This window comes from Rhizobium sp. N621, from assembly GCF_001664325.1.
GTDB classification, from domain to species: domain Bacteria; phylum Pseudomonadota; class Alphaproteobacteria; order Rhizobiales; family Rhizobiaceae; genus Rhizobium; species Rhizobium esperanzae.
Genome location: NZ_CP013499.1, coordinates 57,580 through 82,451 on the forward strand (window position 1 = coordinate 57,580; position 24,872 = coordinate 82,451).

Here is a 24,872-nt window from a genome sequence, read left to right on the forward strand (position 1 = left end):
GCGCCCTGCGCCGTCCGCTTCGCCTCGAGCGGAACAAACGGTCGTGGTCCTGGTTCCAAACCCATATCGATAGGATCGGCCGATCGAACCGATATGGGCCAACCGCCGGGCCAGGCTGAAGAGTCATGAACGCGCGAAGCCACGCCATCTTTCCCAGAGTTAACCGCGCCGGATGGTTCGATACGCTTCGCGTGTTGACGGCGGTCGTGGCCCCGACGGTTGCCAAGGGCATCATCATTCGCCGCCCGACAATGGAGCGTCTGGCGGAGCGGCAGCGCTTCGACACAAACGCCGTGAAACAGATGCAGCGGCTGAAACACAAGTACGGGCCGGCGCCTCTTCTGCTGCCGATCCCATTGCGACCACAGCTGCTGATCCTCGATCCGGCCGATGTCGCCACGGTGCTTCAATCTTCGCCCGAACCGTTTGCCGCGGCGACGGCGGAAAAGCATGCGGCCCTTGTTCACTTCGAGCCGGAGAACGTGCTTATCTCATCGGGCTCTCGGCGGGCCGAGCTTCGGCCGGCCCATGAGCACGCCTTGGCAACCGCAGACCGGCTGCATCCATTTACGGTGCATTTCAAGAATATCGTCGACGCCGAATTACTGCATCTCCTGAACCTACCCCGTGAGCTCGATTGGCCGGCCTTTTCGCAGGCCTGGTTCCGGATCGTCCGGCGAGTCGTCCTCGGCGAACGAGCGCGCAACGACGTCACATTGACCGAGACCTTGAACGAACTTCGAGGGAGGGCCAACTGGGCATTTGCCGCCCCGGTCGATCAGCACAAGCTTGCCCAGTTTCATGAGCAGGTCGGCCGCTATCTGAGGGACCCGGAAAAGCACAGTCTTGTCAACCGGTTTCCGAGCGGCGATGAGCTTGCTCCGGAAAACCAGGTGGCCCAGTGGCTGTTCGCCTTCGATGCAGCCGGAATTGCCGTTATGAGGACGCTCGCCTTGCTGGCCTGCCATGTGAGCTACTGGGGCAAAGCCGTGGAAGAGGCCATGGGCGGGAATCTCGATCGGCCCTTCACACGCAGTTGTCTGCTGGAGGTCTTGCGTCTCTGGCCGACGACGCCCGCCATCCTCAGGCAGCTGACCAAGGATATCCAGTCAGGCGACAGGGTCATCGCCCGCGGCACAGGCGTCATCATCTTCGTCCCCTTCTTCCATCGAGACCCTGCGCTCCTCTATGCCAATCGGATGGAACCGAGCATCTGGGGACAGAACGACGCGTTGCCGGCCGCCGGGCTCGTGCCCTTCAGCGCCGGTCCCGTCATTTGCCCGGCACATAATCTCGTGCCGGCGATTGCAAGCCTTGCCGTGGGCACGTTCTTGTCGACCGCCGATATTGTGCTGCTGCACCCGTCTTTAACCGTCGCCAACCTGCCTGGCACCCTCAATCACTTCGACATTCGGCTAAAACTGACGGCGCGGCGCAGGGAGAAATAGCTGATGCCACAACGGTGGCCACAGGGGCAGAACGCCCAGTTCGCGTCGGCTCACAGCCTTTGCATCACGCCGTAGACGAGGATCGAGACGTAAAGCAGAAAGGCGACAGCGACCGTCGTCGCGATCACGGCAATGACCAGCCACAGAGTTTTCAGGCCCTTCGGCTGCCGTTCGGCGCTCCGCCGGTGCAACCGGATCGGGTCGACTTTCGGCCATTTCATGAAGGATTGGCTTCCCTTGAAAATTGGGTGGACTGATCGCTTCTGCTGGTCGAGTTCCATGAGAGCGTAGCGCCGAATACGATCACGAGCCCGACCAGCAGGATGGCTCCTAAATAGATCATAAAAGCGCGACGATCCGATTCGTGGTTCATCTTCCTCTCCTTCGACCCTCGAACCAGGCGAAAGCCGGAATGTTCCGGATCAACGAATCGAGAGGGGGCTACCAGCGCAGCAGGCGAGGTCCGGTCACGGCGCCGACAGCACCGATGAGCAGGATGCCGAGCGTATACCAGATCAACACGAAAGGCATGCCGTTTTCGGTGCAGAACCAGGAATAAACCCAGGCGCCGGCTCCTCCCGCGGCAATGCCGGCGACGAAGCCGGTCAGCCGCAGATCCACCGGCGCCGCGCGGCGCAGTGCCCAGACCGTGCCGGCATAGACCGGGATCGCAAAGCCTGCGATGAGCGGCGGGCAATGCAGCGCCGAGGAGCCGAGGATCAGCAATCGATAGCTCTCGCTCGGCGCCGTCAGGAGTTGGATGGCCGCGACGGCCGCCATGGCGGCGAAGATCAAGGCAAGCAAACCGAAAAAGCGTCCCTCGGACCCGTCGGGTCGGGAAAGCCGAAAAACCGTGGCAAAGGCGGCCGCCGCAATCAGGGCGTTATAGGCCGATTTGATCCAGAAGACCGGCAGCGTCAGCACGTCTGAGATATCGACCCGGGGACCAAGAATGATCAGCATCAGCAGCAGAGAGAGTCCGAGAGCCGGCAGTATGCCGAGCGCAAAGCGGCGCCATAGCGCGTTGCGCGGCACCGGTTTCAGGTCGCTTGCCAATCGTTCGATGATATCGTCCGTCTTTGTCACGATGTGCCTCGCAATCTCTCTCCGAGCGCCTTGAGCGCCCGATGGATGCTGACTTTCACTGCCGATTCGGACTGGCCGGTGCGGGTTGCGGTGTCGGCGACCGAGCTGCCCTCGAGCTTCACCTGCCGGATCAGTTCCTGCTGTCTCGGCGGCAAGCCGTCGAGCAACCGCTCGACATCCATGCGGGCAGTCAGCCTATCCTCGCTGAAGTCGCTTTCGATCTCGTCATCAAGCTCGGTCTCAGCCAGCCTGCGTCCGCCACGGCCGCGGTGATGGTCTATCAGCTTGTAGCGGGCGATCGAGAAAAACCAGGCGGTAAAAGGTCTGTTCCGGTCGTAGGTGGATCGCCGGGAATGCAGTGCCAGCAACGTCTCCTGGACCAGATCTTCCATGTCCGCTCTCGTCGCCGCAGCCATCCTGCGGCTGTAATAGCCGACAAGCAGCACGCGCAAAGCCGTCAGCAAACGCCGATAGGCAGCCTCGTCCCCGTCAAGGGACAGAAGCATCAATGCTTTCAGGGCTTCTTCCGAATGGGCGGTGGTCATGCTGTCAAAGAGCTCATTCGCAAAAGCAGCCAATCGGTTACAGCGAAAACCAAAGATTTTTGCACGACAGCTCTATCACATGCACGTGAAACTGTAACGCATTGCGACGTGCCGCTGAAAGCGAGGCAGTCGAGCACGCAGATCACCCGACACGCTTGCGTCCAAGGCTGGAGTGCCACCGGCAAGTGGACGGGCTGCGATGGTGATTTTAACGCGTGGATTTTCTGAGAGGTCCGATCAGCCGCTCATATTCCTCCTCCGCCTTGCCGTAGGCATCGGAGGCGAAATCCTCCAGGCCGGCGCGATCCCTGACGATCACCAGGCCGCGGACAGAGCGGATGAACCGGTTTCCTTCAAGGACATGCAGCGCCGTGGTGACGCTCGGCCGCCGCACCGCCAGCATCAAGGCGATGAAATCATGCGTCAGGGCGAGCTCATTTCCGTCGATCCTGTCGTGGCACATCAAAATCCAGCGTGCCAGCCGTTCATCGATCGCATGAACGGCGTTGGAGAGTGCGGTGAACCCGGCCTGGATCGCGAGAACATGCAGACTTTTGTGGAGCAGGTTGGCAAACATCGGCTGCGTCTGCATCAGATCGAGCAGCCTGCTTTGTGGCAGGCGGTAGGCAGAGCCCGGCACCTGGACTGCGACTTCCAGGATACTGACAGGCGCTTCTATCGCCGCCGCCGTTGGTGCAAATCCATCCCGACCGAACAAACCTGCTTCGACCCGATTGCCTTCCGGGGAGATATTGATCACCGAGCCTATCCCCGAACAGGGAAAATAGGCATGCTCGATCGTCGCACCGGCCTCGACGATGATGAAACCGCGAGGGGTGTCGCAGGGCTCGAGATGTGCGACAACGGCCGAATACTCGTTCTCCGGCAGGAGCGCGAGCAGACGATTCTCCTTGGGTCGCATGTGCGTTTCTGCCAATTGTCGCTCTCCCGCATGCGCGGGGCCAAGCCCCGCGTATCAGACCGCGCTTGCCTCCTTATTTACACAAAGCCTAACTGGAATGCTTCGTCGCGGTTCCCTCGAGCGAGCGAGAGAGGCCTCGCAGGGCTTAGGGCTGATCCGGTCCACGCGGCGCCAGATCGTCATCCTCAACCGGCGGGGATTGATCGAAGAGGCGCATAGATCCTACGGCGCTGCCGAGGAGGAATATCGGCGGCTGATCGGCAAGGAACTCGCACGCTGACGAGATCGCCGTGCGTCCTTTCGGATGCACAAAGGACGCTCTGACACTCTGAATCTACCCATCGTGGATCAGATTCTAAGCCCAGAGTGTTTTCCAGCCAAGTCGGCGGTGGATCAGCCTGGTCCTGGCGTGATGCTCTGCTCGTCCTTCTCGGACAGCGAGCCGGCGCCGGGCGTTTTGCTTTCGTCGATGAGATGATCCTTGGCGTGAGGACCGGCGGGCGGGTTTTTCCTCGCATCGGCGGTTTCCTTTTCGGTTCCTTCGACGTCGGCTCGCGCTTTTTCACCGTCATTCATGAGCTGGTCCTCGTCAGGTTGAGGTGGCCGACCGGCCTTTTCGACCTCGGCCCGGCCGTGACCGCAGCAGTTGGCGAGAGCGCCTTTTTCGCCGAGGCCAGGCGGCCGACCGACAACAGCTTGTCCTCGTCAGTCAAACCGTGCCGATAAAGGCGGATGAGCAACGCCGCAACTTCCTGCATGTCAGGTGAGCGCATGGGTTTATCGACCTCGCGGCAGATCTCATTCAATACGGTTTGCAGACGCTGGAGATCGGCTGAATCGAGCGCTTTCAGATGGATGGACTGAGAATCGAGCATGACCCTGGTCCCGAAGCTTTTCACCGTGCGTTTTGAAATAATGGGACTCAATCGGGGCCAAAACAACTCTTCGTCCCCAATTGTACGGAACTGAACAATTCGCCGTATCGCGTTACATCGGCCCGAAAAATCGAAATCGATTTTCGGCAAGTCCGATGCGTAGATTTAAAGAGTGAGAGCGTCCTTTGTGCATCCGAACGGACGCACGGCGCTCTAGTGATAATAAGACGGGTCTCCCCCGAACAGAGCGGCGATCATCGCGTCGATATCGGAAGGACGCCCGCTGACGACAAAGCCACCGGGCGGAGTTTCGGACCGCTCGTCATGGGCAAAGATGAAAGGAATTCGGCGCGTCTCCAGCCATTCGTTCACCCACAGCATGGCTTCGTCGGAAATCGTCACGTCGATGATCACGGCATCGAACACGAGGCCCTCGCTCAAACACTCCATCGCGCTGGAAATGACGACAGGACCGGCAAGCACCGCCTTTAGCGCGACAAATGCCTTTCGCGCATCGTCCGAAAGGAAGCCGGCCTCACCGATGATAAGGATCGTCTTGCCGGCAATCGGGCTGAGCGATTTCATGGCGAACTGCCTAATGTAATCCTGGCTTTAGGGTGATCATGCTGTTCAACAGCGGTTCGAAGCATCAGGCGGTCCGCGCCTGCACCGTGCCTACCAGATTCGAGCCTATCAGGCGACGTTCATTCGTCGTGATCGCCGAACCGCGGCCGGGTCGCCTTGTTCCCCCTGGCGGACCGGATCAAGCCCCGATCGTCCTGTCCGTACGCTTCCGCACCGGCGGTTGAAATTGAAGATCCGAAGTTTAGGATCGTCGCATATAATGGGGAGGAAGCCGATGATCCAGCACTCGGGAATCACGAAGCCGGCGCTACAGCCTGATGACGTGGCAATGCTGACCACGGTCCTTGAGGGATGGTGTCAGGAGAAATCATGCGTGATCGCCAGCCCGGCCGCCGAACATATTGCCAGGGAACTCGTATCCTGGTTCGAATGCGGCATCCGGGACAAGCACAAGCTCGCCGGCCTAATGCGGCATGTGCATCTGGATCCGGAGGACCTGCTGATCACACCGGATGCGCCGCTCGGCGCAACGGCATATGAGGACGCCGGACAGGCGGAATGTCACCATGAATAGAAGCCGGCAAAGCGCTCCTATCACGGCGGATCCCTCTGATCTCGGTTTTGTCGACCGGCAGATCGCCTTGCGACAAATCGTCGACGATCTCCGAAAGCTGCGCGGCGGCGCGCCGGACGACTTCGGTCGATCTCCGGCTCTCGATCGCCTGCTTTGCGTGATCAGCGCTTCGGTCATACCGATTGCCAAAGCGGATGACGTGGATTGGGAAATTATTCTAATGGAGCTCCTCGATCTTCGCGCGACGATGACGCGTCTTGCTACCGGCGTCGCCGAAACCTCCCATTGATTTCGATAGCCCGATTTAAGACAAGGATAATGTTGCTGTTTTGAATGACAGCCCGGTTCTTTTCCGCGGAACCTTACCCCACGTTCTGGCATTGATTCTGCAACGATGGGGCGGCCGATGCCAAGATTTTATTTTAACGTCGTTTCAGACACCGGCATGATCGTCGATCCCGAAGGTTCGGAACTGGCGACCGTCGAAGACGCCAGGCGCGAAGCCGTTCAGGATGCGAGAGCCCTGATGAGCCAAGCGGTTCTTTCGGGGAAAGACATCTCAGCGAGAAAGATCTACATCTGCGACGAACAAGGGACCCTGCTTCTGATCGTGCGTTTCGCCGATACGATCAGGACTGCCGATTAGCGGGGCGCCGGATCGGCAAGCCGGTCAAACGTTCATATTCCCGTTCCGGAACGCCGTAGCTACCGGCCGCGATCTCTTCCAGCCGCTCCCTGTCGAGGATCCTGACATTTGCGCGGGTCGATTTGATGACCCGCAGCCCTTCGATGACATGCAGCTCATTCGTCACTCCCGAGCGGCGCACGGCACATTCTTCAAGGACAGAAGCCTTTCACCCTTCCCTCGGCAAGCGGATCACGAACCCCGTACCCGGCGCCCGGTCCTCGATATGCATCTCCGCCTTCAGCTGCTGCACGAGTGCGCGCACGATCTTCATTCCCAGGCTTTTCCCATCGTTCTCGAAGGACAGCACTTCCGGGGGCAGACCTCGTCCGTCGTCGGCGATCTCGAGGCAGATCTCATCGGCAATGCTGCGGGCGCTGACCGTGACAGCGCCGGAGACATCGGGATAGGCGTGTTTGAAGGCATTGGTCACTAGCTCGTTGACGAGGAGGGCGATCTGGATCGCCCGGTCGGCATCGACCATGCACGGATCAGCATTGACGGATACCGCGTGGCGGGAGGCCGATTGCTGCAGGCGCTGGCAGAGGCTCGACAGGAAATCCGCCAGATCTACCGTTTCGATATCCGGTTGACGCCATAATTGATCGTGCACCTGGGCGATGGTTCCGACACGCGCTTCCGCATCGCGAAGCGCCTGTCCGACTTCCTCCTGTTTGGTCGAACGGGCCTGCATGGCAAGCATGGCCGCGACGAGGGCCAGGCTGTTCTTGACGCGATGGCTCATCTCCCGCAGCATGATCTGCTGGTGTTCTTCGGCAAAATGACGCTCCGTATCGTCCCGGAGCACCTTGAGGTAGCCGGCACGCTGGGCACGAAGCGGCATGGTCAAGCCGCTGCCCCAGAATGTCGAGCCATCCTTGCGTAAGTGAAACCGCTCGTTCTCGGCGCGGCCGCGCTCGGCGGCCGCCTTCATCTCGCGTTCCAGGGCGCCGTCGTTGCGGTCCTCGGGAACGAAGAGAATGCGGGCGTCGCGACCGAGGATCTCGTCTTCCTCATAACCGAAGATACGGCAGGCGCCGGTGTTCCAACTGATGATCCGCCCAGCCCGGTCAAAAGCGAAGATTGCATAGTCGATCGCGCTTTTGAGAATAAGCTGGAGACGCTCTTCGCTGGCGCGCCGAGTTTCGTCCTCATGAAGCATCTGCGTCCGGTCGCGGACGATTTTCAGAAGGCCGTAGGTCTCGCCGGCATCGTTGCGAAGCGGCATCACCAGTCCCGAAGCCCAGAACGAACTGCCGTCCTTTCTCACATGCCAGCGATTGTCGTCCGCGCGTCCGGTGGTCAACGCCAGCCTGATCTCCTTGAGCATTGCCCCTGCAAGCTGATCCTCGAACGTAAAGATGGCGGCACCGCTCTGTCCGATGATTTCAGGCGGCGAATAGCCGAAGAGATTTTCCGCACCGGCGCTCCACGTCACGACGGTGCCATCGCGATTCATCGCAAAAATTGCATAATCCCGGGCGCTCTCGACGATGTGCCGATAAATTTCGGTCTCGTCACTCGGGAGGGGATATTGATCCATGCCAGCGTGCCCCGCAATTGCCCGCCCACTACATTAGCACTTGCTACAGCAATTTCTCGCCGCGTGCGTTTGCGTACAAAACTCCACCAAGGAACCTTCTGCCGATCATGCGAGTTAAGGCTCAGCGCCTTGCAATCGGCCATTCCGGAGTTCATAATTTTAAGTGCGGCTGAGCTGATCTTGTAGTGCTGACGGCCGGGAGACGGTGTCCTCTTGCCAAACAAAGGGCAGAGTGATGCGAGTATTCGAAAGCGAAAATCTCATTCTGTCGCAGTTGGCGGATCCGGAGCTTGTGGCTCTGGAGCGCATATTGGAACCGCTTGTTCTTCCACGCGGCTTCGAGCTTGTCCATTTGGGCATGCCGGTCAGCCATTATTATTTCCTGGAAACCGGCATTGCTTCCATGGTGGCGACGAGTCCCGAGGGCAGGAAAGCCGAGATCGGCGTGCTCGGTAGGGACGGGATGTCGCCGCCGGCTCTGACGGCGGACGCGGAGCGGTTTTCATTCGACGTCATGATGCAGGTTGGCGGTCATGGGCGCCGTGTGGAAGCCAGCGCTCTGGCATGCTTCCTCGCCGACCGGCCCGCCGTCCGCCGGCTGCTCTCACGTTTTCTCCATAGCTTTTTCGCGCAGGTCGCCAACACCGCGCTGTCCAACGCCGTTCACAAGATCGACGTTCGGCTGGCGAAATGGCTTCTGATGTGCCATGACCGCCTCGATAGCGAAGGAATTGAAATCACGCATGAATATATGGCCACGATGCTGGGAGTCCGCCGCTCCAGCGTCACTGATGCCTTACACATCCTTGAGGGCGAGCATCTCATTTATTCCACCCGCGGCCTGGTAATCATCCGCAACCGCGCATCCCTCGAAGCCTTCGCAGCAGACGCTTACGACCTCCCTGGCATCACAGGACGCGGCTGGCCGGTGATCGACCGCCCGTCTCTGGCGCTGAGCCGCTAAGCACGCACTGGGATCGACGATCTCTCAAGCGTCACTTTCCCGGCAGATCCTTTTCGGTCGTTGCAGCCGGGAACGATGCCGGCTTGAATTTCATGCGACGCATTGACGCACAACCGACGCAGTGGTATGCACAAAATTGGTCAGGCCAGTTGACCAGCTGCGTGTTTGAGGAGAAGCCGCCGGGGAGGCCAGAATGTTTTCGCCCGTTGAATCGCGCCGCCTCTACAGGCAGGTCGCGGATCAGATTCGTTCGATGATTGCCGGCGGCGAGCTTGTCGTCGGCCAGAAGCTGCCGGCCGAGCGCGATCTGGCGGAGCAACTGTCGGTCTCACGCCCGACCGTGCGCGAGGCGCTGATCGTTCTCGAGGTAGAAGGTCTCGTCAACATCCGCATGGGCTCCGGTATCTATGTGGTGCGTCGGCAGGGCATCAGCATGGCGACAAGCGAAAGCGAGCCGGTGGAGGGACCTTTCGAATTGCTGCAGGCGCGCGCCATCATCGAATGCGCCATCGCCGAGGAAGCGGCAACCCGCGCGAAGCCGGAAGATATCGCCGTGCTCGACGAGGCGCTGATGCGCATGAGCGGCGGCCTCAACGATGCGGCGACGGTGCTCGCCGCCGACCGCGCCTTCCATACTGGCATTGCCGCCATTATCGGCAATGCCACCCTGATCCGTGTGACGGGCGAGATGTTCGACATGCGCATGACCCCCTATTTCGCCAAGCTTGCCAGCCATTTCGAGGGGCCAACGACATGGCGAAGCGCCGTCGACGAGCACCGGGCCGTCCGCGATGCAATCGCCGCCGGCGATGCCGCAGGCGCAAAGGCTGCAATGCGCAGCCATCTCACCCTATCGCAGAAGAGATTTTCCGAGAGCTTCGGGGAGGAGTTCTCGGGAGAAGAGGAGCGCGGCCGCAACAAGGCGCGCGCGAAAGGAACCACCAAGACTTAAACCCGAGCTCGGGAGGAGAGAGCAATGAAAATGAGACTGGCAACGATACTGTGCACCGTAGCCGCGATCATGGCGACGACGGCGGTCGCGCAGGCCGAGACGGTATTGAAATGGGCGCATGTCTATGAAACCTCCGAGCCCTTCCACACGGATTCCGTCTGGGCCGCGGAAGAGATCGCCAAACGCACCGACGGACGCTACAAGATCGAGGTCTATCCGGCCTCGCAGCTCGGCAAGGAAGCCGATATCAACCAGGGCCTCAAGCTCGGCACGGTCGATATCATCATCTCAGGATCGAGTTTTGCCGCACGCGACTACAAGCCGATCGGCGTCACCTACTTCCCCTATATCTTCCGCAATCCCGACCATCTGATCGCCTATACTAAGAGCGATGTCTTCAAGCGTCTCGCCAAAGGTTACGAGGACAAGACCGGCAACCACATCGCCGCCGTCAGCTATTACGGCACGCGCCATACGACCTCGAACAAGCCGATCGCCAAATGCGCCGACATGCAGGGCCTGAAGATCCGCGTGCCCGACGTTCCGGCCTATCTGGCGATGCCGCGCGCCTGCGGCGCCAACACGACGCCGATCGCCTTCGCCGAAGTCTATCTCGCTCTGCAGAACGGCACGGTCGAGGCGCAGGAAAACCCGCTGACGACGATCGAGGCGAAGAAGTTCTACGAGGTCCAGAAGAACATCATCCTCACCGGCCACATCGTCGATCACCTGAACACCGTGATCTCGAAGCAGCTGTGGGCGAAGCTCTCCGACGAGGACAAGAAGATCTTCGGCGAAGTGATGCAGCAGGCCGCCGAGCGCACCACCAAGACGATCGCCGGCAAGGAGAACAGCCTGGTTGCGACCTTCAAGGAAAAGGGCCTCAACGTCACCGAGGTCGACAAGAGCGATTTCGAGAAGAATGTGATGGAACAAGTGAAGTTTGAGGACTTCGGCTACGAGAAGGCCGATTGGGAAGCGATCCGGGCGATCCAGTAAGCGCCTTGGCGCGACGTCCGCCAACTCTTCCTTCGTCATCCTCGGCCTTGTCCCGAGCATCTGCCTCAGATCGATGGGGCAGCAGATCCTCGGCACAAGGCCGAGGATGACGTCGAGCGAGGAACGAGCCCAGCAGCCTCAGGCCGGGTGCCATCTGCATCGTGCGCTCTCCTTCTCCAACCGAAACAAGGCCGATCATGTCGAAAGAAATTCACACGCCAATCACGGCCGAGGAAATCGGCCACGAATTCGAAGGCCATGCGCCGACCGCGAACGTCTCGGACTACGCCATCGAAGACTGGATCACGTTGATCGTTTTCTGGCTGATGGCCGGCTGCGTCTTCCTGCAGTTCTTCACGCGGTATGTGCTGAACGACAGCTATGCCTGGACCGAGGAGATCGCCATCAACTGCCTGATCGGCGTCGTCTTTCTCGGCGCCGTCATGTGCGTACGCACCTCGCGGCATATCCAGGTGGACGTGTTCTATCATCATATGCCGGCGGGCCTGGCGCGCGTGCTTGCGACCTTCGTCGATATCGTCCGCATTGGCTTCTTCGCCTATGGCTGCACTCTGATGTGGCGTTACGTCGACATCGTCGCCGACGAGCAGATGGTCACCATCGACCTGCCGCGCAACATCGTCTTTTACTCGGTGCTTGTCGCCTTCGTGCTGATGCTGATCCGCGCGGTCATCGTCTTCATCGCCAATATGCGCCGCGGCTACTCCGTCCTGGAGCGCCCGGAAGAATTCCAATCCGTCGAAGGATAACCCGATGCTGCTGCTTCTTGGCTCGTTTCTGCTACTGATGCTGGTCGGCGTGCCGGTTGCCATCTCGATGGCCGTCGCCTCCGTGCTTTACATCGTTCTTTACGGCGTGGCGCCCGACATCATCGTCGCCCAGCGCATGATCGCCGGCGTCGAGAGTTTTCCGCTGCTCGCCGTGCCCTTCTTCATCCTGGCCGGCAATCTGATGAATTCCGCCGGCGTCACCGGCCGTATCTATTCCTTCGCCGTCGCGCTGGTCGGCTGGATGAAGGGCGGGCTGGCGCAGGTCAACATCATCGGCTCCGTCATTTTCTCGGGCATGTCGGGCACCGCGCTCGCCGATGCGGCCGGCATCGGCACGATCGAAATCAAGGCGATGAAGGACCATGGCTATCCGGTCGAAGCGGCGGTCGGTGTGACGGCCGCCTCCGCCACGCTCGGGCCGATCTTCCCGCCGTCGCTGCCCTTCGTCATCTACGGCATGATGGCGAACGTCTCGATCGGCGCTCTCTTCATGGCCGGCATCCTGCCCGGCGTCGTCATGACGCTGCTGATGATGATCACCGTCGCCGCCTTCGCCTATCGCAAACGCTGGGGTTCCGACGCGCCGTTCAATGTGCGCGAGCTCCTGTCGGCCGGCATGGAAATCCTCGTCGTCCTGATGGTGCCTGTGGCGATCTATCTGATGATGCGCGCCGGCCTCTCGATGAACGCCGCGGCGGGTATTGCCCTCCTCGTGCTCCTGGCGCTCGACTGGTATTTCGGCTTCTCCGCCGTCATGGCCCTGATGACTCCCGTCATCCTGATCGGCGGCATGACGATGGGCTGGTTCACGCCGACGGAGGCAGCGGTCGCGGCTGTGCTCTGGTCGCTCTTCCTCGGCCTCGTGCGCTACCGCACGATGACGCTCTCGACGCTCGCCAAGGCGAGCTTCGATACGATCGAAACGACGGCGTCGGTGCTCTTCATCGTCACCGCCGCATCGGTCTTCGCGTGGCTCTTGACGGTCAGCCAGGCCGCGCAGCTACTCTCGGATGCGATCCTGTCGATCACCGACAATAAATGGGTGTTCCTGATCCTGGTGAACCTGCTGATGCTCTTCGTCGGCTGCTTCCTGGATACGATCGCCGCGATCACCATCCTCGTGCCGATCCTTCTGCCGATTGTCGCCAAGTTCGGCATCGATCCCGTTCAGTTCGGCCTGATCATGACCTTGAACCTGATGATCGGCTTGCTTCACCCGCCGCTCGGCATGGTGTTGTTCGTGCTCTCACGGGTGGCGAAGCTTTCGGTCGAACGCACGACAATGGCGATCGTACCGTGGCTGGTGCCGCTGTTCCTGGCGCTGATCCTGATCACCTTCATTCCCGCCGTATCGCTCTGGCTGCCGCAGCAGCTCGGACTGTTGAGATAGGAGGGTAGGATGCAGACGCGTCTGGCGCGGCTTTACCAAAAAGGCGATCTCAGGGTCGAAATGGACACAGTCCCGGCTCCCGGTCCAGGCGAGGTGCTTCTCAAGATGGCGGCCGCCGGCATCTGCGGCTCCGACCTGCATTATTATCAGGACGGCGGCTTCGGGCCTGTCAGGGTGCGCGAGCCGATCATCCCCGGCCACGAGGCCTCGGGGAGGGTGAGTCAAGCGGGCGAGGGGGTCGAGCTCAAAGCCGGCACGCTGGTCGCAGTCAATCCAAGTCAGCCCTGCGGCCATTGCGAATATTGCGTGAAGGGACTGCCGATCCATTGCCTCGATATGCGCTTCATGGGCAGCGCGATGCGCCTGCCGCACGAGCAGGGCATGTTCCGGGAGTGGCTGGTAGTACCGGCCGGGCAATGCTTCGAAATGGGAGCCGAGACGACCGCCGCGGAAGCGGCCTGCAGCGAGCCGCTCGCCGTCTGCCTGCATGCCGCATCGCGCGCCGGCGAGATATCGGGCAAACGCGTCCTCGTCACCGGCGCCGGCCCGATCGGCTGCCTGATGGTTGCCGCCGCCCGCCATCACGGCGCGGCCGAGATCGTGGTGACCGATCTTGCCGATGCGGCGCTCGCAAGGGCCAAAGCGATCGGCGCCAGCCGCGCGATCAATGTTTCCGAAGGGGCTGCGGCACTTGCCGAATTCGAGGCGGGAAAGGGCTATTTCGATCTTGTCTTCGAATGCTCGGCCGCCGCACCCGCGATCCGCAGCGCAATCGCCGCCGTCCGGCCGCGCGGCACGATTGTGCAGGTCGGCGTCACGGGCGAGATCCCGGTCCCGCTCAACGCCATCGTCGGCAAGGAGCTGCATATCCACGGAACGCAGCGGTTCCACGAGGAATTCGCCACTGCCGCCAAGCTGATTGCAAGCCGCAAGATCGATGTGCGCCCGATCATCAGCCACAGCTTACCCTTGGAAGAAGCCGCCGCCGCCTTCACCCTTGCCGGCGATCGTACGGCCGCCTGTAAGGTACAGCTTACATTTTAGCGGCTTACTCGCCGCAGAGATTCCGGATGGGCGCTGACTGGTCGCGCCCGGCGTGTGAACTGCCTTACCAGCCATAGCTGAAGGTAGCACCACTGCCGTTATCCCCATCCTGCACGACGTCCGTTTCAGTATTTCGCCCATACTGGAAAATGCCATAGGCATTGTTGTTGCCGTTCTGCCGCAAGGTTGCGGAATGACCATTGCCCCGTTGCCTGACGAAGCCGAGATTGCCGCGGCCGGCCTGAGCGATACCAGCCGCGTTACCCCGACCCAGCTGCCGGATGTCAGCATCTTTCAGACCGCGGTAGAGGGAATAGACGCGCAGCCCGGTTGAAAAAAGTCCGGCATCCTGGGCATTGTCCGGTGCGAGGTTGAACGAGATCCGGCCGCCGGCATAGGCTGGCGCAGACAAGGCTACTTGGCCCAGGCTCCCGGCAAGAAGGGTGACGGCAAGGATCTTAAACACGTTGCGGGTCATTCTGATCTCCATTTCCGGCTGCCTCAGCCGATGATCAGCTTTCGCATCTTGCAGCTGAACCCAGTCGGAATTGCCCGTTCAGTTGTCGTTCAATCGTTTCGGCCTGATTGAATGCAAAAGGACGCCGGAAACGGCGCCCTTTTGGAAAACTGTAGAATGTGGAGGCCGATCAGTTGCCGCCGATCTGCTTCACGCAGCTGAAACTCTCATCCCCTACGATGACGTCCAGGGTGGCATTGTATTTGGCTCCTTTCGAGTCGAGCGAGACCGAACCAAGCATTGCCGCATGTCCCTCGATGGCATCAAAATCGCCACTCTGGTTGATCGTGGAGCTTCCGCCGTTTCCCACCTTTTCGACATGGAAGGTGTAAGTCCCGCCGACATGCTTGTCGGCGTGGACGAGCGCGTCCAGTCTCACCATACCTACCCCAGGGGTTGCTTTGATTTCGCAAAGCTGCACCCGGTCAGATTGGTTGGCTGTCGTCATGGCGGAAACCGCGCCGACGGGAAGCAGGACCAGCGCGAGAATCGTCATCGCGCGGCGCGGATGTTTGATGCTATCTGGCATGGTCGATTCCCCTGGTGGTCTGCTGTTGCGATCCTGACCTGTTTCGCGGCATCCTGCAGCCGCTTACGGGCAGGCTTGGACGAAAGCGGCGACATTGCCGTTGCCGCCCTGGCTGACATTGGCGCTGCAGCCGTGGCCGACCTGGACGCCGGCCGCGATGTTGCCATTACCATCCTGGGTAAGGATGGTCGTATGGCTGGAGCCGAATTGGCCAATGCCCGCTACGTTGCGGTTGCCCCGCTGATAGGTGGCGCCATAGTTGTCGTTGCCTTCCTGACCGACAGCTGAAAGATTATGATGACCATATTGACGGCCGAGAATTCGGTTGTAGCCGCCGTTCTGGTAGGTTCTGATCCGGTTTCCGTATCCTTCCTGTGCCCCACCGGCAGAGTTCGACCAGCCATATTGTTCGATACGAACATCATTGGCCATGGCGGGGGCTGCGGCGGTAATGCCGACGAGAGCGACGAATGCGGTTGCAATGACAGACGTGCGGATCATGAATATGTCTCCTCAGGCGGAAAAGACCGCGGTTGAACGTCTTTCTTCTAGACGCTCCCTTCGGAACGGAAGCTGAAGGCATCATTCAGTCGGGGTTCATTCGCGGAGATCGGCGCGGTGTCCGCCATGGGTGATGAACGGCCGCGGCGTCTTTCAGAGAGATTGTGCGCCGCATCCCGCTCGAGAGTTGAGGCGAGGGATAGCAGCGCCCACTCACGCGACACCAGCCAAATGCTGCCGCTTGGAAGATTGCTGTACTCGCTCCCTCACAAGGTCGCTCAGCATCTGTCGGGCTACGGCTGGCACAACATGATGTGGAAGGTGGCCGACGCCCTCGATCACCCTGATCATCGGCCTCGGATGTTTCTGCCGAAGGCCATCGATATGCCAGGCCGGCTGAACTATGCGATCCTCCGAACCGAACAGGACGTGCAGTGGCAGATTGCCGGGCAGCTTCGGCAGCAGTTCCATGTCTTTGTTGAAGGCCCGCAGCTCGTTAGCCATTGTTTCAATTGCGCCCGGATTGACCATATGAGCGGCCGGCAACACCGACAGCTGGGGAGGCAACGTGTTTGGAAAGGATGACGACCGCAGACCACGGTCGAGAAAAAACGCTGCCCATCGGCTGATTACATGCTGGCGGATAAAGGATCCCACCACCGGGGCAACGGACGCCCGGAGGATGGGCAGCGGTTTCGGTGGGACGGGCCTGCAGCACGGCGAAATCAGAAGCAATCCGTTCACCAGCTCCGGCCGGCGCGCTGCCAGATGAAGTGCCGGTGCGCTGCCGATGGAGTGGGCTACGATCGAGACGCAATGCAGGTCCATTGCATCGATTAGGCGCTCGAGCCAAAAGGATTGGCCTATCGGTCCTCGTTCAGCGAGAGGAAGAGGGCTGCTGAAACCGTAGCCCGGGCGATCGGGAGCCACCATGCGGAACGTCCTCTGAGCAAACGGAAGCAGAACCTCTTCAGCCAGGCTCCCACAGCCATGGAGGACAAGGACCGGTCTTGCGTTCAAGTCGCCGCTCTCCAGAACATGCACCTGGTGCTTGTCGATCTGGTAAACCGTGCCGATCCGGGGGCAAAATGCCTGCTGCTTCAACATGATCCAACAAACGCCCGCAGTTGGTTCTCGGTTCCGTGACGCTTTTGGCTTAGTTCAACCAACCTGTTCTACCCGGAGCGTGCCTGCGGCAAGCCGCCGTAACAAGTTCCACTGACGTGCCATCCGGACTAACCTGCTTCGCCGGTCGGCAATGTTGTTCTAGTGTCGTCTCGCTGCCCGGCAATATTTCTATTCTAATATTGATAACAGGGCTGGTGTTACAAAGATCCTCTGATGTGCTCGTTCTCAGAAGCTTGAAAACATGCTAAGTTTCGTCGGCAACAGAGGGGGAAAACCAATGCCACGCATCGCAAATCTTTACTTCAAGACCGCCATCATTTTTCTGATCGCCGGCATCTCGGTCGGCCTTCACATGTCGATCTCGGGTAATCACGCACCGACCGGGGCCCATGCCCACGCCAACCTGCTCGGTTGGGTCACCATGGCGCTCTTCGGCGTTTACCACGCGCTCAATCCACACAAGGCCGAGAAGCGCCTGGCGATGATCCAGTACGTCGTCTACACCTTCGGTGTCGCGGTGCTGATCCCGTCCCTTTATCTGCTGCTTTCCGGAAACACGGCGATGGAACCGATTGTCGCCATTTCCTCGCTCATCGCCTTCGCCGGCGTGCTGATGTTCGCCGTCATCATCTTCTCGGGCAGCGAAGCTTCGAGTCCGGCCGGCGTCTCCCGGGCGCGCTGATCCAATCGGGAAAGAGCGACTATCTGGTTATCAAGTTGCATGTTCGAATTCTCTTCGTGCATCTCGTGCTTTTGCACTGAGAATGACGAGGAGTTTTCGGGCGGCCAATACGGATCGTGACAAGGTGCGAGGTCTTGGATTCAGCCGATCGCCGTCACATCGGCTCCGCGAGAGCGGAGATCTCCTAGAATGCTCTGAGGCCCGTTCAGAAATCCGATCGGCAGGATGGATGAACGCGTTCGTGCCTGCCGGCAGGCTTGCGATCCGTTCGATCGGATGTGCGCGCAGTTTGTTCATATCGATAAGCCCGGTTGGTGAGACGATGCCTTTGGCGGTGATTTTCCTCGCCAAGCTTGGCATCTCTGTGCTTTTTCGAACCTTGTGGAGCTCATCGAAGTAGGCGCCGATCGGTCCGACGCGGCGGGAGAAGATAGGTTAATGCAACGGCGTCGACAGAATTGACCATCTCCAGATCACTGGTTCCTGCATGCTGCACGTCGCCGTCGGCGGCGAGCGTCTTCACGTTCTCGCTAATCAGCCACGGCGACGCTTTTGGCACCGGGCTCATCTCGAATGCCGTCCGTCGCCTGCTTGAGCACAAACGCAATCTGCGCTTCAGAAAAACTTCGATGCTCTCACGGAGTTCTCCTCCTCGTCCCCACAGGGTCATAAGTGGGAAATTCCAGTTCCAGATAGCCTAACTTGACTGGAGCACATCAGGCCCGGGCCAAGGCCCCATTATTTCATGGGAGGCAATAAATTCGAAATTATTCTCGCAATTGTGGATGTGAGGGTCCGACGGCAATATCACCCTTGTCAGACGAACACTGTGTCGCCTGAACTTTTCAATAACGAAATCGCAGGACGGAGATGACCCAGCCTCGCTATTCCATAACGCGCCGAGACGCGCTGTTGTCCATAGGCGCCGCAGCAGCGGCCATGGCCATTTCGCCCTCTCAGCTTCGCAGCCAATGCTGCTCCCACCATTAAACCAATCGAAGGAACCAAGACGATGGCCTATGTAAGCACCGAAGACGGCGTTGAAATCTTCTACAAGGACTGGGGCCCTAAGGATGCCCAGCCGATCATGTTCCACCACGGATGGCCGCTGTCGTCCGACGACTGGGACGCGCAGATGCTGTTTTTCCTGTCGAAAGGTTTTCGCGTCGTCGCCCATGACCGCCGCGGCCATGGCCGATCCGCCCAGGTGGCCGACGGTCACGATATGGACCATTACGCAGCCGACGCCTTTGCCGTCGTCGAGGCGCTCGGCCTGAAGAATGTCGTGCATGTCGGCCATTCCACCGGTGGCGGTGAGGTCGCCCGTTATGTGGCCAAGCATGGCGAGCCTGCCGGCCGCGTCGCCAAGGCCGTCCTCGTTTCGGCCGTGCCGCCGCTGATGCTCAAGACCGAGGCCAATCCCGAAGGCCTGCCGATGGAAGTGTTCGACGGTTTCCGTTCCGCACTTGCCGCCAACCGCGCGCAGTTCTTCCGCGACGTTCCGGCCGGTCCGTTCTACGGTTTCAATCGAGATGGCGCCAAGGTTCAGGAAGGCGTGATCCAGAACTGGTGGCGTCAGGGCATGATGGGCGGCGCCAAGGCCCATTACGACGGTATCAAGGCCTTCTCCGAAACCGACCAGACGGAGGACCTGAAGGCGATCAGCGTTCCCACTCTCGTCTTGCATGGTGAAGACGACCAGATCGTTCCGATTGCGGACTCTGCGCTGAAGTCGGTGAAGCTTCTGAAGAACGGTTCGCTCAAGACCTACCCCGGCTTCTCGCATGGCATGCTGACCGTCAATGCCGATGTGCTGAACGCCGACCTTCTCGCCTTCGTGAAGGCTTGAGCGGTCCTGGCGACGAGTGCGGCCTCCCACGCACCCGTCGCCTCACGAAGCACCAGAATTCACAAGCGCTCGGCGCGGTGGTCTCCCGGCTGCTATCTCGTTGAAACGGTTTCCCACATGCGAAAAACACCCATCGCCAAGACACGGGTACCGATTGCCATGCACCTGACCCCCGACCTCGTAGCCAAAACCTTCAAGCTAGTCGAGGACGAGGGCCCAGAGCCTAACTGGACGCCGATCTCGGGTCAGCAACTCGATCAACTCGTCAGCAGAGTCGAGCAGGAGGCTGGCGACGAGCAGATATGGGTGTTCGCTTATGGATCCTTGATGTGGAACCCGGGCTTTGAAGCGGCAGCAAGTGAAGAGGCCGTTGCGTACGGGTGGCATCGTGCGTTCTCGTTGAGGATAGAACGGCTGAGGGCCACCTCCGATGCGCCAGGTCTGATGCTGGCGCTTCGGCCGGGAGGAAGTTGCTCTGGCCTCGTCCTGAAGCTCCCCTGCGTGACGAAAAGGCAGGATCTGAGTACGCTTCTGGCGCGCGAAATCCGATATGCCGAGGTGTGCGACATGGTGCGATGGGTTTCGGTCAAGACACCGACGGGTACACGCCGCGCGCTCACATTCTGGGCGAGTGCGAAGCGATCAGGGCTCACGGAGAAGATACCGCTCGATGAAGCCGCAGTGTTGATCGCTCAGGCATGCGGACCGGCGGGATCCTGCGCGGAATACCTGCATCGGACGGTCTTGGATCTGGCGGAGCGAAATATCTTCGATCGAAACCTGTGGCAGCTGCAGCAAATGGTCGCCGCAAGACTACGGGCACTCTCACAGGACGGTTTGATGTGAGAGAAGGTGCACGTCTCCTAAAGATCAGTGATGATGTGCGCGGCGTATGTCAATCCAGCATGACCATCTGCGCCGCGACTTGCTCTTCGAAGAATTTCGAGAATGAGGCGATGCGTGGTGGAAGCGCTTGGTACGGCGGATAGAACAGCGTCAGCCACAGGTCAGGCGGTGCCCATCCCTTGAAGACGTGGACGAGACGACCGCTCCTGATGTGATCGGCGATGTTGAATCCTGGGAGCAGTGCGACACCTGCACCGTCGGCGGCCATGTCCGCCAGTACCTCGCCACTGTTGGCGCTGAAGGCTCGACCTGCCGAGATCGTGATGCTTGAGCCGCCGTCGGACAAAACCCAGTTCTCGCGCCGGCTCTCGCCGCTATAGGCGAGGCAGTCGTCTGGCTTTAGCTCGTTGGGGTGTTGCATATCGGCGAAACGGCTCCCTGGGGCCGCGACCAGGATGCGTGGCACCACCCGGATTTTTCTCCAGATCGTGTACTTGTCTGAAGGCTGTGATGAGATGCGGATCGCCAGATCGTAGTCGTCATCGACGATATTCACCAAACCGTCGGACAAGGAGACCTCGAAGCTCATCTTCGGATAACGTTCCTTGAAACCTGACAGGATCGGCGGCAGCACCGTCTTGCCGAACCACGTGGGCGCGCTGATCCGGAGGCGCCCTTCGTCCGCCTTGTGTGCATTCATCACATCCCGTCGCGCTTCTTCCAGCGTCTTCACCGCTGGCTGGATCTGCGCGGCGAAGATCGCGCCGTCTGTCGTCAGCGAGACCTGTCTTGTCGTGCGCACGAAAAGCTGCACGCCGAGTTCCGCCTCGAGTGCTGCGATCGCGCGTGTAACGGCCGCCGGCGTCATGTCCAACTCGCGGGCGACCTGCGCGAAATTTCGCTTCTCGGCTGCGAGCAGAAAGGTTCTGAGGGCCTTGTAATCGTTCATGTCATTGTTTCAGGATTTGCAATTCATTCGAGAGGAATATTGCAACACCGGGTGGCGATCAACGGGCATAGTTTTGAGACGATCACTGCCTTTATTGGGGGACCAGTCATGGACCCGCGGCGCCATCGAGTGACTAAGCGCCACTCATTCCGCCCGCGCCATGGACGCGTAGGTGAAGACATGGAGGAGGCGTCTGCGGAAGAAGCCGAAGCTTTCGGCGTGGCCGTTATTGGCCAGGATGATCTTCGCCGTCCGCACCAATCCCTTCGGCGTCTTCACCGGCCAGCCGTCGCCGGAGCGCTCGAAGGAGAGAGCAGGCGTCTGCTCGAAGAGCCGCACCGGCTCCTTCAGACAGTCCGCCACGCCGCTTATATAGGCGGCTGGCTGGATGACGACCGTCCCCGGCGAGAATAGGGCGGAGGTAAAGGCTTTCGATCCGGTCACAGCCTCGATTTCTTCGCGTTTGAGCAGTCGATGCGCTTCGCCCATCTTCGAAAGCTGCCGCGAGTAAGCGTCCAGATGTTTGTCGCCTTTCGCGCTCATCGCATTACTGGAGCGGCCGCATGGATCGAACAGATCCTTTCCCCAGCCGTTTTCGGCAGCCAGTTCGGTGGCAAGAGCAATCGCCGAACGCTGCAGGAGCACGGAATCGCGGAACCTGCCTTCCGACTCGCCGCTGAAATCGTTCGAGGAGACTTCGTGCGGCAGGTCGATGATGAAGCCGGAATTGGCGCCGGCCGGACCTTCGCCGACAATACCCGCTTCGAGAATGGCGACCCGGACTGTCGGATCGAGCCGCGAGAGGCGGTGGCCTGCGGAAAGACCGGCAAAACCGCCGCCGATGATGGCGACATCGACGCTGATCGCTTCGCTCAAGACCGGCCGCGGTGTGCGCGGCTGAAGTATGGCGACCCATCCCGATACGCCCGCACGTTTGGGAAGCCTGGACGCGACGAAGACATTCTTGGCGGTCCCGCTCACGGTTACGCTTCCCGCTCCATGAGCGTTTCGAGCTTCTCGGGAGCCAGCGCGCGCAACGGCTTGCGCGGCGTGCCGGCACCGTAACCGGTGAGATTGGCGGCGGCGTAGACGGACTGCACGTAATCGCGTTTCCCAGATCAGCCCCATTGCCGGCTCCAAGATCTTCCAGAGCGCACGCACCTCATCCCATTTGCCTTCGGCCGCCGCCTCGACGAGGGCGACGCAGGTTTTCGGAGCGAAAATCGCGCCGCCCCAGATCAGACCGTCGCATCCTGCATAAAGCGCGTAGGGAACGAGCGGGTCAGCGCCGTTCATCACGAAGCGGCCGGTGCGAATGAGCGCCGCCTGCTTGCTGAGATCGCCGCCGCTGTAGCATGACCAGATGATCGAGGCGATCGAGCGGCGCGATGCCGAGGCCTCCGGTGAGCTGGTCCGAATCGCAAGGGCTAGCCTTGAGCTCGCTTTGCGCAGACGCATTCTGACGATGGAGCTGCCTCCGGGAGCCGTGCTTGATGAAGTAGCTGTGAGCGAAGAGTTCGGGCTTTCCCGCCCGCCGGTGCGCGAGCTGATGCGACTCGTCAAGGGACGGCGATTGGAAGGGATGTCCTGAAGCTGCGCGATGAGGTTCGCAAAGTGAAAGCGCGATGCCGCGCGGAAACAAAACGGCGGCTGTGTTGTTACTGATAGACACACGCAGGAGCGTTTCCCTTGCGAGGAAAGTAGCCGTAACCCGGAGCAGGATGATGGACACAGCAACACATTGGGCGCTTCTGCTCGGCATATTGACCTTGGCGAGCTGGTTAGCCGGGGGCTTCGCGGCGGTGCTTGGAAACGTGGAGCTTGGCCATCACGGGCAAAAGGCAGCCGAATATCTGACATTCGGTCTGAGCGTCACCGGCTTCATCTCCGCCGTCGCGATGGTATTAATCCTGGTGATCCGATGACCTCGATCACCCGAGTGGCCATAGACCCGACCTTCCCGCGATCGTCGATTATGTTGGGTGGAGCTGGATGATCGTTCGAGAGAAGGAACTCTGATCGATCTGCCTATCCGCTACCCCTGGCGTCGCGCGGCGGTCTGCCCGGCGGCAGCAGGCGGACGACGAAAGATCGAGACCTGGTTGCGTCCGGCTTCCTTGGCGCGATAAAGCGCCATGTCGGCTTCGTGCTGGAGATTGGCTAACGAAACATCCGTGTCGACAGCCGACTTGAACGCCACGCCGACGCTCAGCGTCACCGAGGGCCCGACGCTGGAGGCCGGGTTCGGCAGGGCGGCCGCTTCCACGCTCTCGCGTATTCGCCTGGCGACTGCGACGGCCTCTTCTTCATCGACATCCGGAAGCACGATGAGAAACTCCTCGCCGCCATGGCGCGAGACGAGATCGCGATCGGCGCGCACGCAGCTCTGGATGATGCCGGCAACCTTGACGAGGCAGCGATCGCCTTCGCTATGTCCGAGCTTGTCGTTTAGCCCTTTGAAGTGGTCAATGTCGCACATCAGCATGGCGACGATGCCGGTCTCACGGCCGTGGCGCCAGAGGCTCTCGAGCGTTTCCATCATCCAACGGCGGTTGGCGATCCCGGTCAGCGGGTCGGTTCTGGCCAGCCGCTCCAATCGGGCGTTCGCGTCGGCAAGCTCCGCGACGCGGCGCTGATCCCTGCAGTCCAGGAGAAATGTCTTCTGCGCCAGGATGTTCATCGTTCGCCTGGCGACCACCGTCGCGATGATCCCACAGGAAAAGAACAGGGTCGCGGCGACGACACTGCCCGCTTCCAAAAGCGGATTGTGCCATTGAAGGATGAAGTAGAGACATAGGGCATAACAGGCGATTGCGGTCGTCCAGGCCAGCGGCACGCTGAAGATCGTGATTGCGCTCGTCGCGACGAACAACATGATGCTTAGATGCCGCTCGTAAAATTCGCCGCCGGCAAACACGCCCACCAGCCCGACCGAGAGGAGAATAAGGAACATTCCCACAAGCAGCGACGCCCGCTGAACGGCCGCCGGGCGCGGCTTGTTCCAAACCACCGCGGTCAAAATTGCCGCCGGCGGCAAAAGGCAGGCGGGAGCAATCATCGACAGAACGATCTGCCGGGGAAGCAGGACGGCGTTCAGCGCCAGCGTCAGAACATCGACAAACGCGACCCAAATCATCCAGGAGCGGATGACCTTCGCCGTCTGCCGCCACAACCTTTCATCAAAACGACGGCGCAGCTCGCCCGTCAGGCGGATATCGCGGGTTCGGCCCGATAAAAGACGTTCGACCTCATCCGCCATTGCGCCAGTCAACGGCCGTGGCGGCACAGACCCGGCTGGAGAGGTTTCAGAGGAAGTGCTTTTGGCATCACTCATCTTTGATTTAACTAGCCGCGATGCAAAACTCGGCAAGGCTTACCCACCCGCATCGGGATCCGTATGTTGATATTTTGTAAACAAGATTGCGCGCGCGGTCTGGGCCGGATCGTCTCGATCATGCTACCAACCCT

The 24,872-nt window shown here is 60.3% G+C and carries 29 protein-coding genes and 6 pseudogenes; 17 read left to right on the plus strand and 18 right to left on the minus strand.

What is annotated here, in order from left to right; translation table 11 throughout:
* Nucleotides 1–125: 125 nt before the first annotated feature.
* Nucleotides 126–1,448 (plus strand): cytochrome P450, encoded by a 1,323-nt coding sequence (locus tag AMK00_RS27305; RefSeq protein ID WP_064812379.1) that lies wholly within the window; start codon nt 126–128, stop codon nt 1,446–1,448.
* Nucleotides 1,449–1,498: 50 nt separating this feature from the next.
* On the opposite strand, the gene AMK00_RS32750 is transcribed toward AMK00_RS27305, so the two are convergent.
* From AMK00_RS32750 to AMK00_RS27315, 4 genes are all read right to left on the minus strand, one after another.
* Nucleotides 1,499–1,669, minus strand: coding sequence for a hypothetical protein (locus AMK00_RS32750; RefSeq protein ID WP_167377220.1), 171 nt, complete (start codon nt 1,667–1,669; stop codon nt 1,499–1,501).
* A complete protein-coding gene (locus AMK00_RS32755) occupies nt 1,666–1,821 on the minus strand; it encodes a hypothetical protein (protein ID WP_167377221.1) in 156 nt (51 codons plus the stop codon). Before AMK00_RS32755 ends, AMK00_RS32750 begins: the two co-directional genes overlap by 4 nt.
* 68 nt (nt 1,822–1,889) lie before the next feature.
* Entirely contained in the window at nt 1,890–2,534 is a 645-nt protein-coding gene (locus tag AMK00_RS27310; RefSeq protein WP_064807315.1) for an NrsF family protein, read from the minus strand.
* On the minus strand, nt 2,531–3,079 hold the full coding sequence (locus AMK00_RS27315; RefSeq protein ID WP_064807942.1) for a sigma-70 family RNA polymerase sigma factor: 549 nt from the start codon (nt 3,077–3,079) through the stop codon (nt 2,531–2,533). The genes AMK00_RS27310 and AMK00_RS27315 overlap by 4 nt, the downstream gene beginning before the upstream one ends.
* A 114-nt stretch (nt 3,080–3,193) precedes the next feature.
* Between AMK00_RS27315 and AMK00_RS32285 the strand changes: the two are divergent.
* Nucleotides 3,194–3,274: pseudogene (locus tag AMK00_RS32285) on the plus strand (molybdopterin-binding protein); the annotation flags it as partial.
* Nucleotides 3,275–3,287: 13 nt separating this feature from the next.
* Here AMK00_RS32285 and AMK00_RS27320 read toward each other — a convergent pair.
* Nucleotides 3,288–4,001 (minus strand): Crp/Fnr family transcriptional regulator, encoded by a 714-nt coding sequence (locus AMK00_RS27320; RefSeq protein WP_064812380.1) that lies wholly within the window; start codon nt 3,999–4,001, stop codon nt 3,288–3,290.
* Between the two features lie 142 nt (nt 4,002–4,143).
* On the opposite strand from AMK00_RS27320, the pseudogene AMK00_RS27325 reads away from it, so the two are divergent.
* A pseudogene (locus AMK00_RS27325) lies at nt 4,144–4,281 on the plus strand (Crp/Fnr family transcriptional regulator); the annotation flags it as partial.
* Nucleotides 4,282–4,394: 113 nt separating this feature from the next.
* Here AMK00_RS27325 and AMK00_RS27330 read toward each other — a convergent pair.
* From AMK00_RS27330 to AMK00_RS27340, 3 genes are all read right to left on the minus strand, one after another.
* Complete coding sequence (locus AMK00_RS27330) at nt 4,395–4,577, minus strand: hypothetical protein (protein WP_064812382.1); 183 nt, start codon at nt 4,575–4,577, stop codon at nt 4,395–4,397.
* Nucleotides 4,574–4,876: a hypothetical protein gene (locus AMK00_RS27335; protein ID WP_064812383.1), complete on the minus strand. Its 303-nt coding sequence runs from the start codon at nt 4,874–4,876 to the stop codon at nt 4,574–4,576. The genes AMK00_RS27330 and AMK00_RS27335 overlap by 4 nt, the downstream gene beginning before the upstream one ends.
* Nucleotides 4,877–5,089: 213 nt before the next feature.
* A complete protein-coding gene (locus AMK00_RS27340; RefSeq protein ID WP_064812384.1) occupies nt 5,090–5,461 on the minus strand; it encodes a hypothetical protein in 372 nt (123 codons plus the stop codon).
* Nucleotides 5,462–5,735: 274 nt separating this feature from the next.
* Here AMK00_RS27340 and AMK00_RS27350 point away from each other — a divergent pair, with 274 nt between their 5' ends.
* The 3 genes from AMK00_RS27350 (at nt 5,736) to AMK00_RS27360 (ending at nt 6,681) form a co-directional block, all read left to right on the plus strand.
* A complete protein-coding gene (locus AMK00_RS27350; RefSeq protein WP_064812385.1) occupies nt 5,736–6,035 on the plus strand; it encodes a hypothetical protein in 300 nt (99 codons plus the stop codon).
* The gene (locus AMK00_RS27355) at nt 6,028–6,324 is read left to right on the plus strand and encodes a hypothetical protein (RefSeq protein ID WP_064812386.1); all 297 of its coding nucleotides are present in this window, start codon (nt 6,028–6,030) and stop codon (nt 6,322–6,324) included. The genes AMK00_RS27350 and AMK00_RS27355 overlap by 8 nt, the downstream gene beginning before the upstream one ends.
* Nucleotides 6,325–6,441: 117 nt before the next feature.
* On the plus strand, nt 6,442–6,681 hold the full coding sequence (locus tag AMK00_RS27360; RefSeq protein WP_064807944.1) for a DUF6894 family protein: 240 nt from the start codon (nt 6,442–6,444) through the stop codon (nt 6,679–6,681).
* Here the strand turns inward: AMK00_RS27360 and AMK00_RS27365 are convergent.
* Nucleotides 6,665–6,862 (minus strand): annotated as a pseudogene (locus AMK00_RS27365) (Crp/Fnr family transcriptional regulator); the annotation flags it as partial. The gene AMK00_RS27360 and the pseudogene AMK00_RS27365 overlap by 17 nt on opposite strands.
* Nucleotides 6,863–6,889: 27 nt before the next feature.
* Nucleotides 6,890–8,263 carry a sensor histidine kinase gene (locus AMK00_RS27370; RefSeq protein ID WP_064812388.1) on the minus strand — a complete coding sequence of 458 codons (1,374 nt, stop codon included), beginning with the start codon at nt 8,261–8,263 and terminating at the stop codon, nt 6,890–6,892.
* 235 nt (nt 8,264–8,498) lie between these two features.
* Here AMK00_RS27370 and AMK00_RS27375 point away from each other — a divergent pair, with 235 nt between their 5' ends.
* The 6 genes from AMK00_RS27375 (at nt 8,499) to AMK00_RS27400 (ending at nt 14,403) form a co-directional block, all read left to right on the plus strand.
* The gene (locus AMK00_RS27375; RefSeq protein WP_064812389.1) at nt 8,499–9,227 is read left to right on the plus strand and encodes a Crp/Fnr family transcriptional regulator; all 729 of its coding nucleotides are present in this window, start codon (nt 8,499–8,501) and stop codon (nt 9,225–9,227) included.
* Between the two features lie 193 nt (nt 9,228–9,420).
* Entirely contained in the window at nt 9,421–10,179 is a 759-nt protein-coding gene (locus tag AMK00_RS27380; RefSeq protein WP_064812390.1) for a FadR/GntR family transcriptional regulator, read from the plus strand.
* 24 nt (nt 10,180–10,203) lie between these two features.
* Nucleotides 10,204–11,178: a sialic acid TRAP transporter substrate-binding protein SiaP gene (locus tag AMK00_RS27385; protein ID WP_064812391.1), complete on the plus strand. Its 975-nt coding sequence runs from the start codon at nt 10,204–10,206 to the stop codon at nt 11,176–11,178.
* Nucleotides 11,179–11,375: 197 nt separating this feature from the next.
* Nucleotides 11,376–11,948 carry a TRAP transporter small permease gene (locus tag AMK00_RS27390; RefSeq protein WP_064812392.1) on the plus strand — a complete coding sequence of 191 codons (573 nt, stop codon included), beginning with the start codon at nt 11,376–11,378 and terminating at the stop codon, nt 11,946–11,948.
* A gap of 4 nt (nt 11,949–11,952) precedes the next feature.
* A complete protein-coding gene (locus AMK00_RS27395) occupies nt 11,953–13,359 on the plus strand; it encodes a TRAP transporter large permease (protein WP_064807345.1) in 1,407 nt (468 codons plus the stop codon).
* A gap of 9 nt (nt 13,360–13,368) precedes the next feature.
* Nucleotides 13,369–14,403: an L-idonate 5-dehydrogenase gene (locus AMK00_RS27400; RefSeq protein ID WP_064807347.1), complete on the plus strand. Its 1,035-nt coding sequence runs from the start codon at nt 13,369–13,371 to the stop codon at nt 14,401–14,403.
* A 64-nt stretch (nt 14,404–14,467) separates the two neighbouring features.
* Here AMK00_RS27400 and AMK00_RS27405 read toward each other — a convergent pair whose 3' ends face one another.
* From AMK00_RS27405 to AMK00_RS27420, 4 genes are all read right to left on the minus strand, one after another.
* The gene (locus tag AMK00_RS27405) at nt 14,468–14,881 is read right to left on the minus strand and encodes a curlin (protein ID WP_064807349.1); all 414 of its coding nucleotides are present in this window, start codon (nt 14,879–14,881) and stop codon (nt 14,468–14,470) included.
* A 169-nt stretch (nt 14,882–15,050) separates the two neighbouring features.
* Nucleotides 15,051–15,449, minus strand: coding sequence for a curli-like amyloid fiber formation chaperone CsgH (gene csgH / locus AMK00_RS27410; RefSeq protein WP_064812393.1), 399 nt, complete (start codon nt 15,447–15,449; stop codon nt 15,051–15,053).
* 63 nt (nt 15,450–15,512) lie between these two features.
* The gene (locus AMK00_RS27415; RefSeq protein WP_064812394.1) at nt 15,513–15,950 is read right to left on the minus strand and encodes a curlin; all 438 of its coding nucleotides are present in this window, start codon (nt 15,948–15,950) and stop codon (nt 15,513–15,515) included.
* A gap of 213 nt (nt 15,951–16,163) precedes the next feature.
* Nucleotides 16,164–17,057 (minus strand): alpha/beta fold hydrolase, encoded by an 894-nt coding sequence (locus AMK00_RS27420; RefSeq protein ID WP_064812395.1) that lies wholly within the window; start codon nt 17,055–17,057, stop codon nt 16,164–16,166.
* 298 nt (nt 17,058–17,355) lie between these two features.
* On the opposite strand from AMK00_RS27420, the gene AMK00_RS27425 reads away from it, so the two are divergent.
* The 3 genes from AMK00_RS27425 to AMK00_RS27435 all read left to right on the plus strand — a co-directional run bounded on the left by AMK00_RS27425 (nt 17,356) and on the right by AMK00_RS27435 (nt 20,455).
* Complete coding sequence (locus AMK00_RS27425; protein ID WP_064807357.1) at nt 17,356–17,760, plus strand: hypothetical protein; 405 nt, start codon at nt 17,356–17,358, stop codon at nt 17,758–17,760.
* 1,012 nt (nt 17,761–18,772) lie between these two features.
* Nucleotides 18,773–19,609 (plus strand): alpha/beta fold hydrolase, encoded by an 837-nt coding sequence (locus tag AMK00_RS27430; RefSeq protein ID WP_064812396.1) that lies wholly within the window; start codon nt 18,773–18,775, stop codon nt 19,607–19,609.
* A 117-nt stretch (nt 19,610–19,726) separates the two neighbouring features.
* A complete protein-coding gene (locus tag AMK00_RS27435) occupies nt 19,727–20,455 on the plus strand; it encodes a gamma-glutamylcyclotransferase (RefSeq protein ID WP_064812397.1) in 729 nt (242 codons plus the stop codon).
* A 49-nt stretch (nt 20,456–20,504) separates the two neighbouring features.
* Here the strand turns inward: AMK00_RS27435 and AMK00_RS27440 are convergent, their stop codons facing one another.
* From AMK00_RS27440 to AMK00_RS27450, 3 genes and pseudogenes are all read right to left on the minus strand, one after another.
* A complete protein-coding gene (locus AMK00_RS27440) occupies nt 20,505–21,404 on the minus strand; it encodes a LysR family transcriptional regulator (protein WP_064812398.1) in 900 nt (299 codons plus the stop codon).
* Nucleotides 21,405–21,563: 159 nt separating this feature from the next.
* Nucleotides 21,564–22,385, minus strand: a pseudogene (locus tag AMK00_RS27445) (NAD(P)/FAD-dependent oxidoreductase); the annotation flags it as partial.
* A 2-nt stretch (nt 22,386–22,387) separates the two neighbouring features.
* Nucleotides 22,388–22,754 (minus strand): annotated as a pseudogene (locus AMK00_RS27450) (dihydrodipicolinate synthase family protein); the annotation flags it as partial.
* 13 nt (nt 22,755–22,767) lie between these two features.
* Here AMK00_RS27450 and AMK00_RS31620 point away from each other — a divergent pair.
* Nucleotides 22,768–22,971: pseudogene (locus tag AMK00_RS31620) on the plus strand (GntR family transcriptional regulator); the annotation flags it as partial.
* 154 nt (nt 22,972–23,125) lie between these two features.
* Nucleotides 23,126–23,329 carry a hypothetical protein gene (locus tag AMK00_RS27455; protein ID WP_335720580.1) on the plus strand — a complete coding sequence of 68 codons (204 nt, stop codon included), beginning with the start codon at nt 23,126–23,128 and terminating at the stop codon, nt 23,327–23,329.
* A gap of 110 nt (nt 23,330–23,439) precedes the next feature.
* Here the strand turns inward: AMK00_RS27455 and AMK00_RS27460 are convergent, their stop codons facing one another.
* Nucleotides 23,440–24,738 carry a GGDEF domain-containing protein gene (locus AMK00_RS27460; protein WP_064812399.1) on the minus strand — a complete coding sequence of 433 codons (1,299 nt, stop codon included), beginning with the start codon at nt 24,736–24,738 and terminating at the stop codon, nt 23,440–23,442.
* Nucleotides 24,739–24,872: the final 134 nt, after the last annotated feature.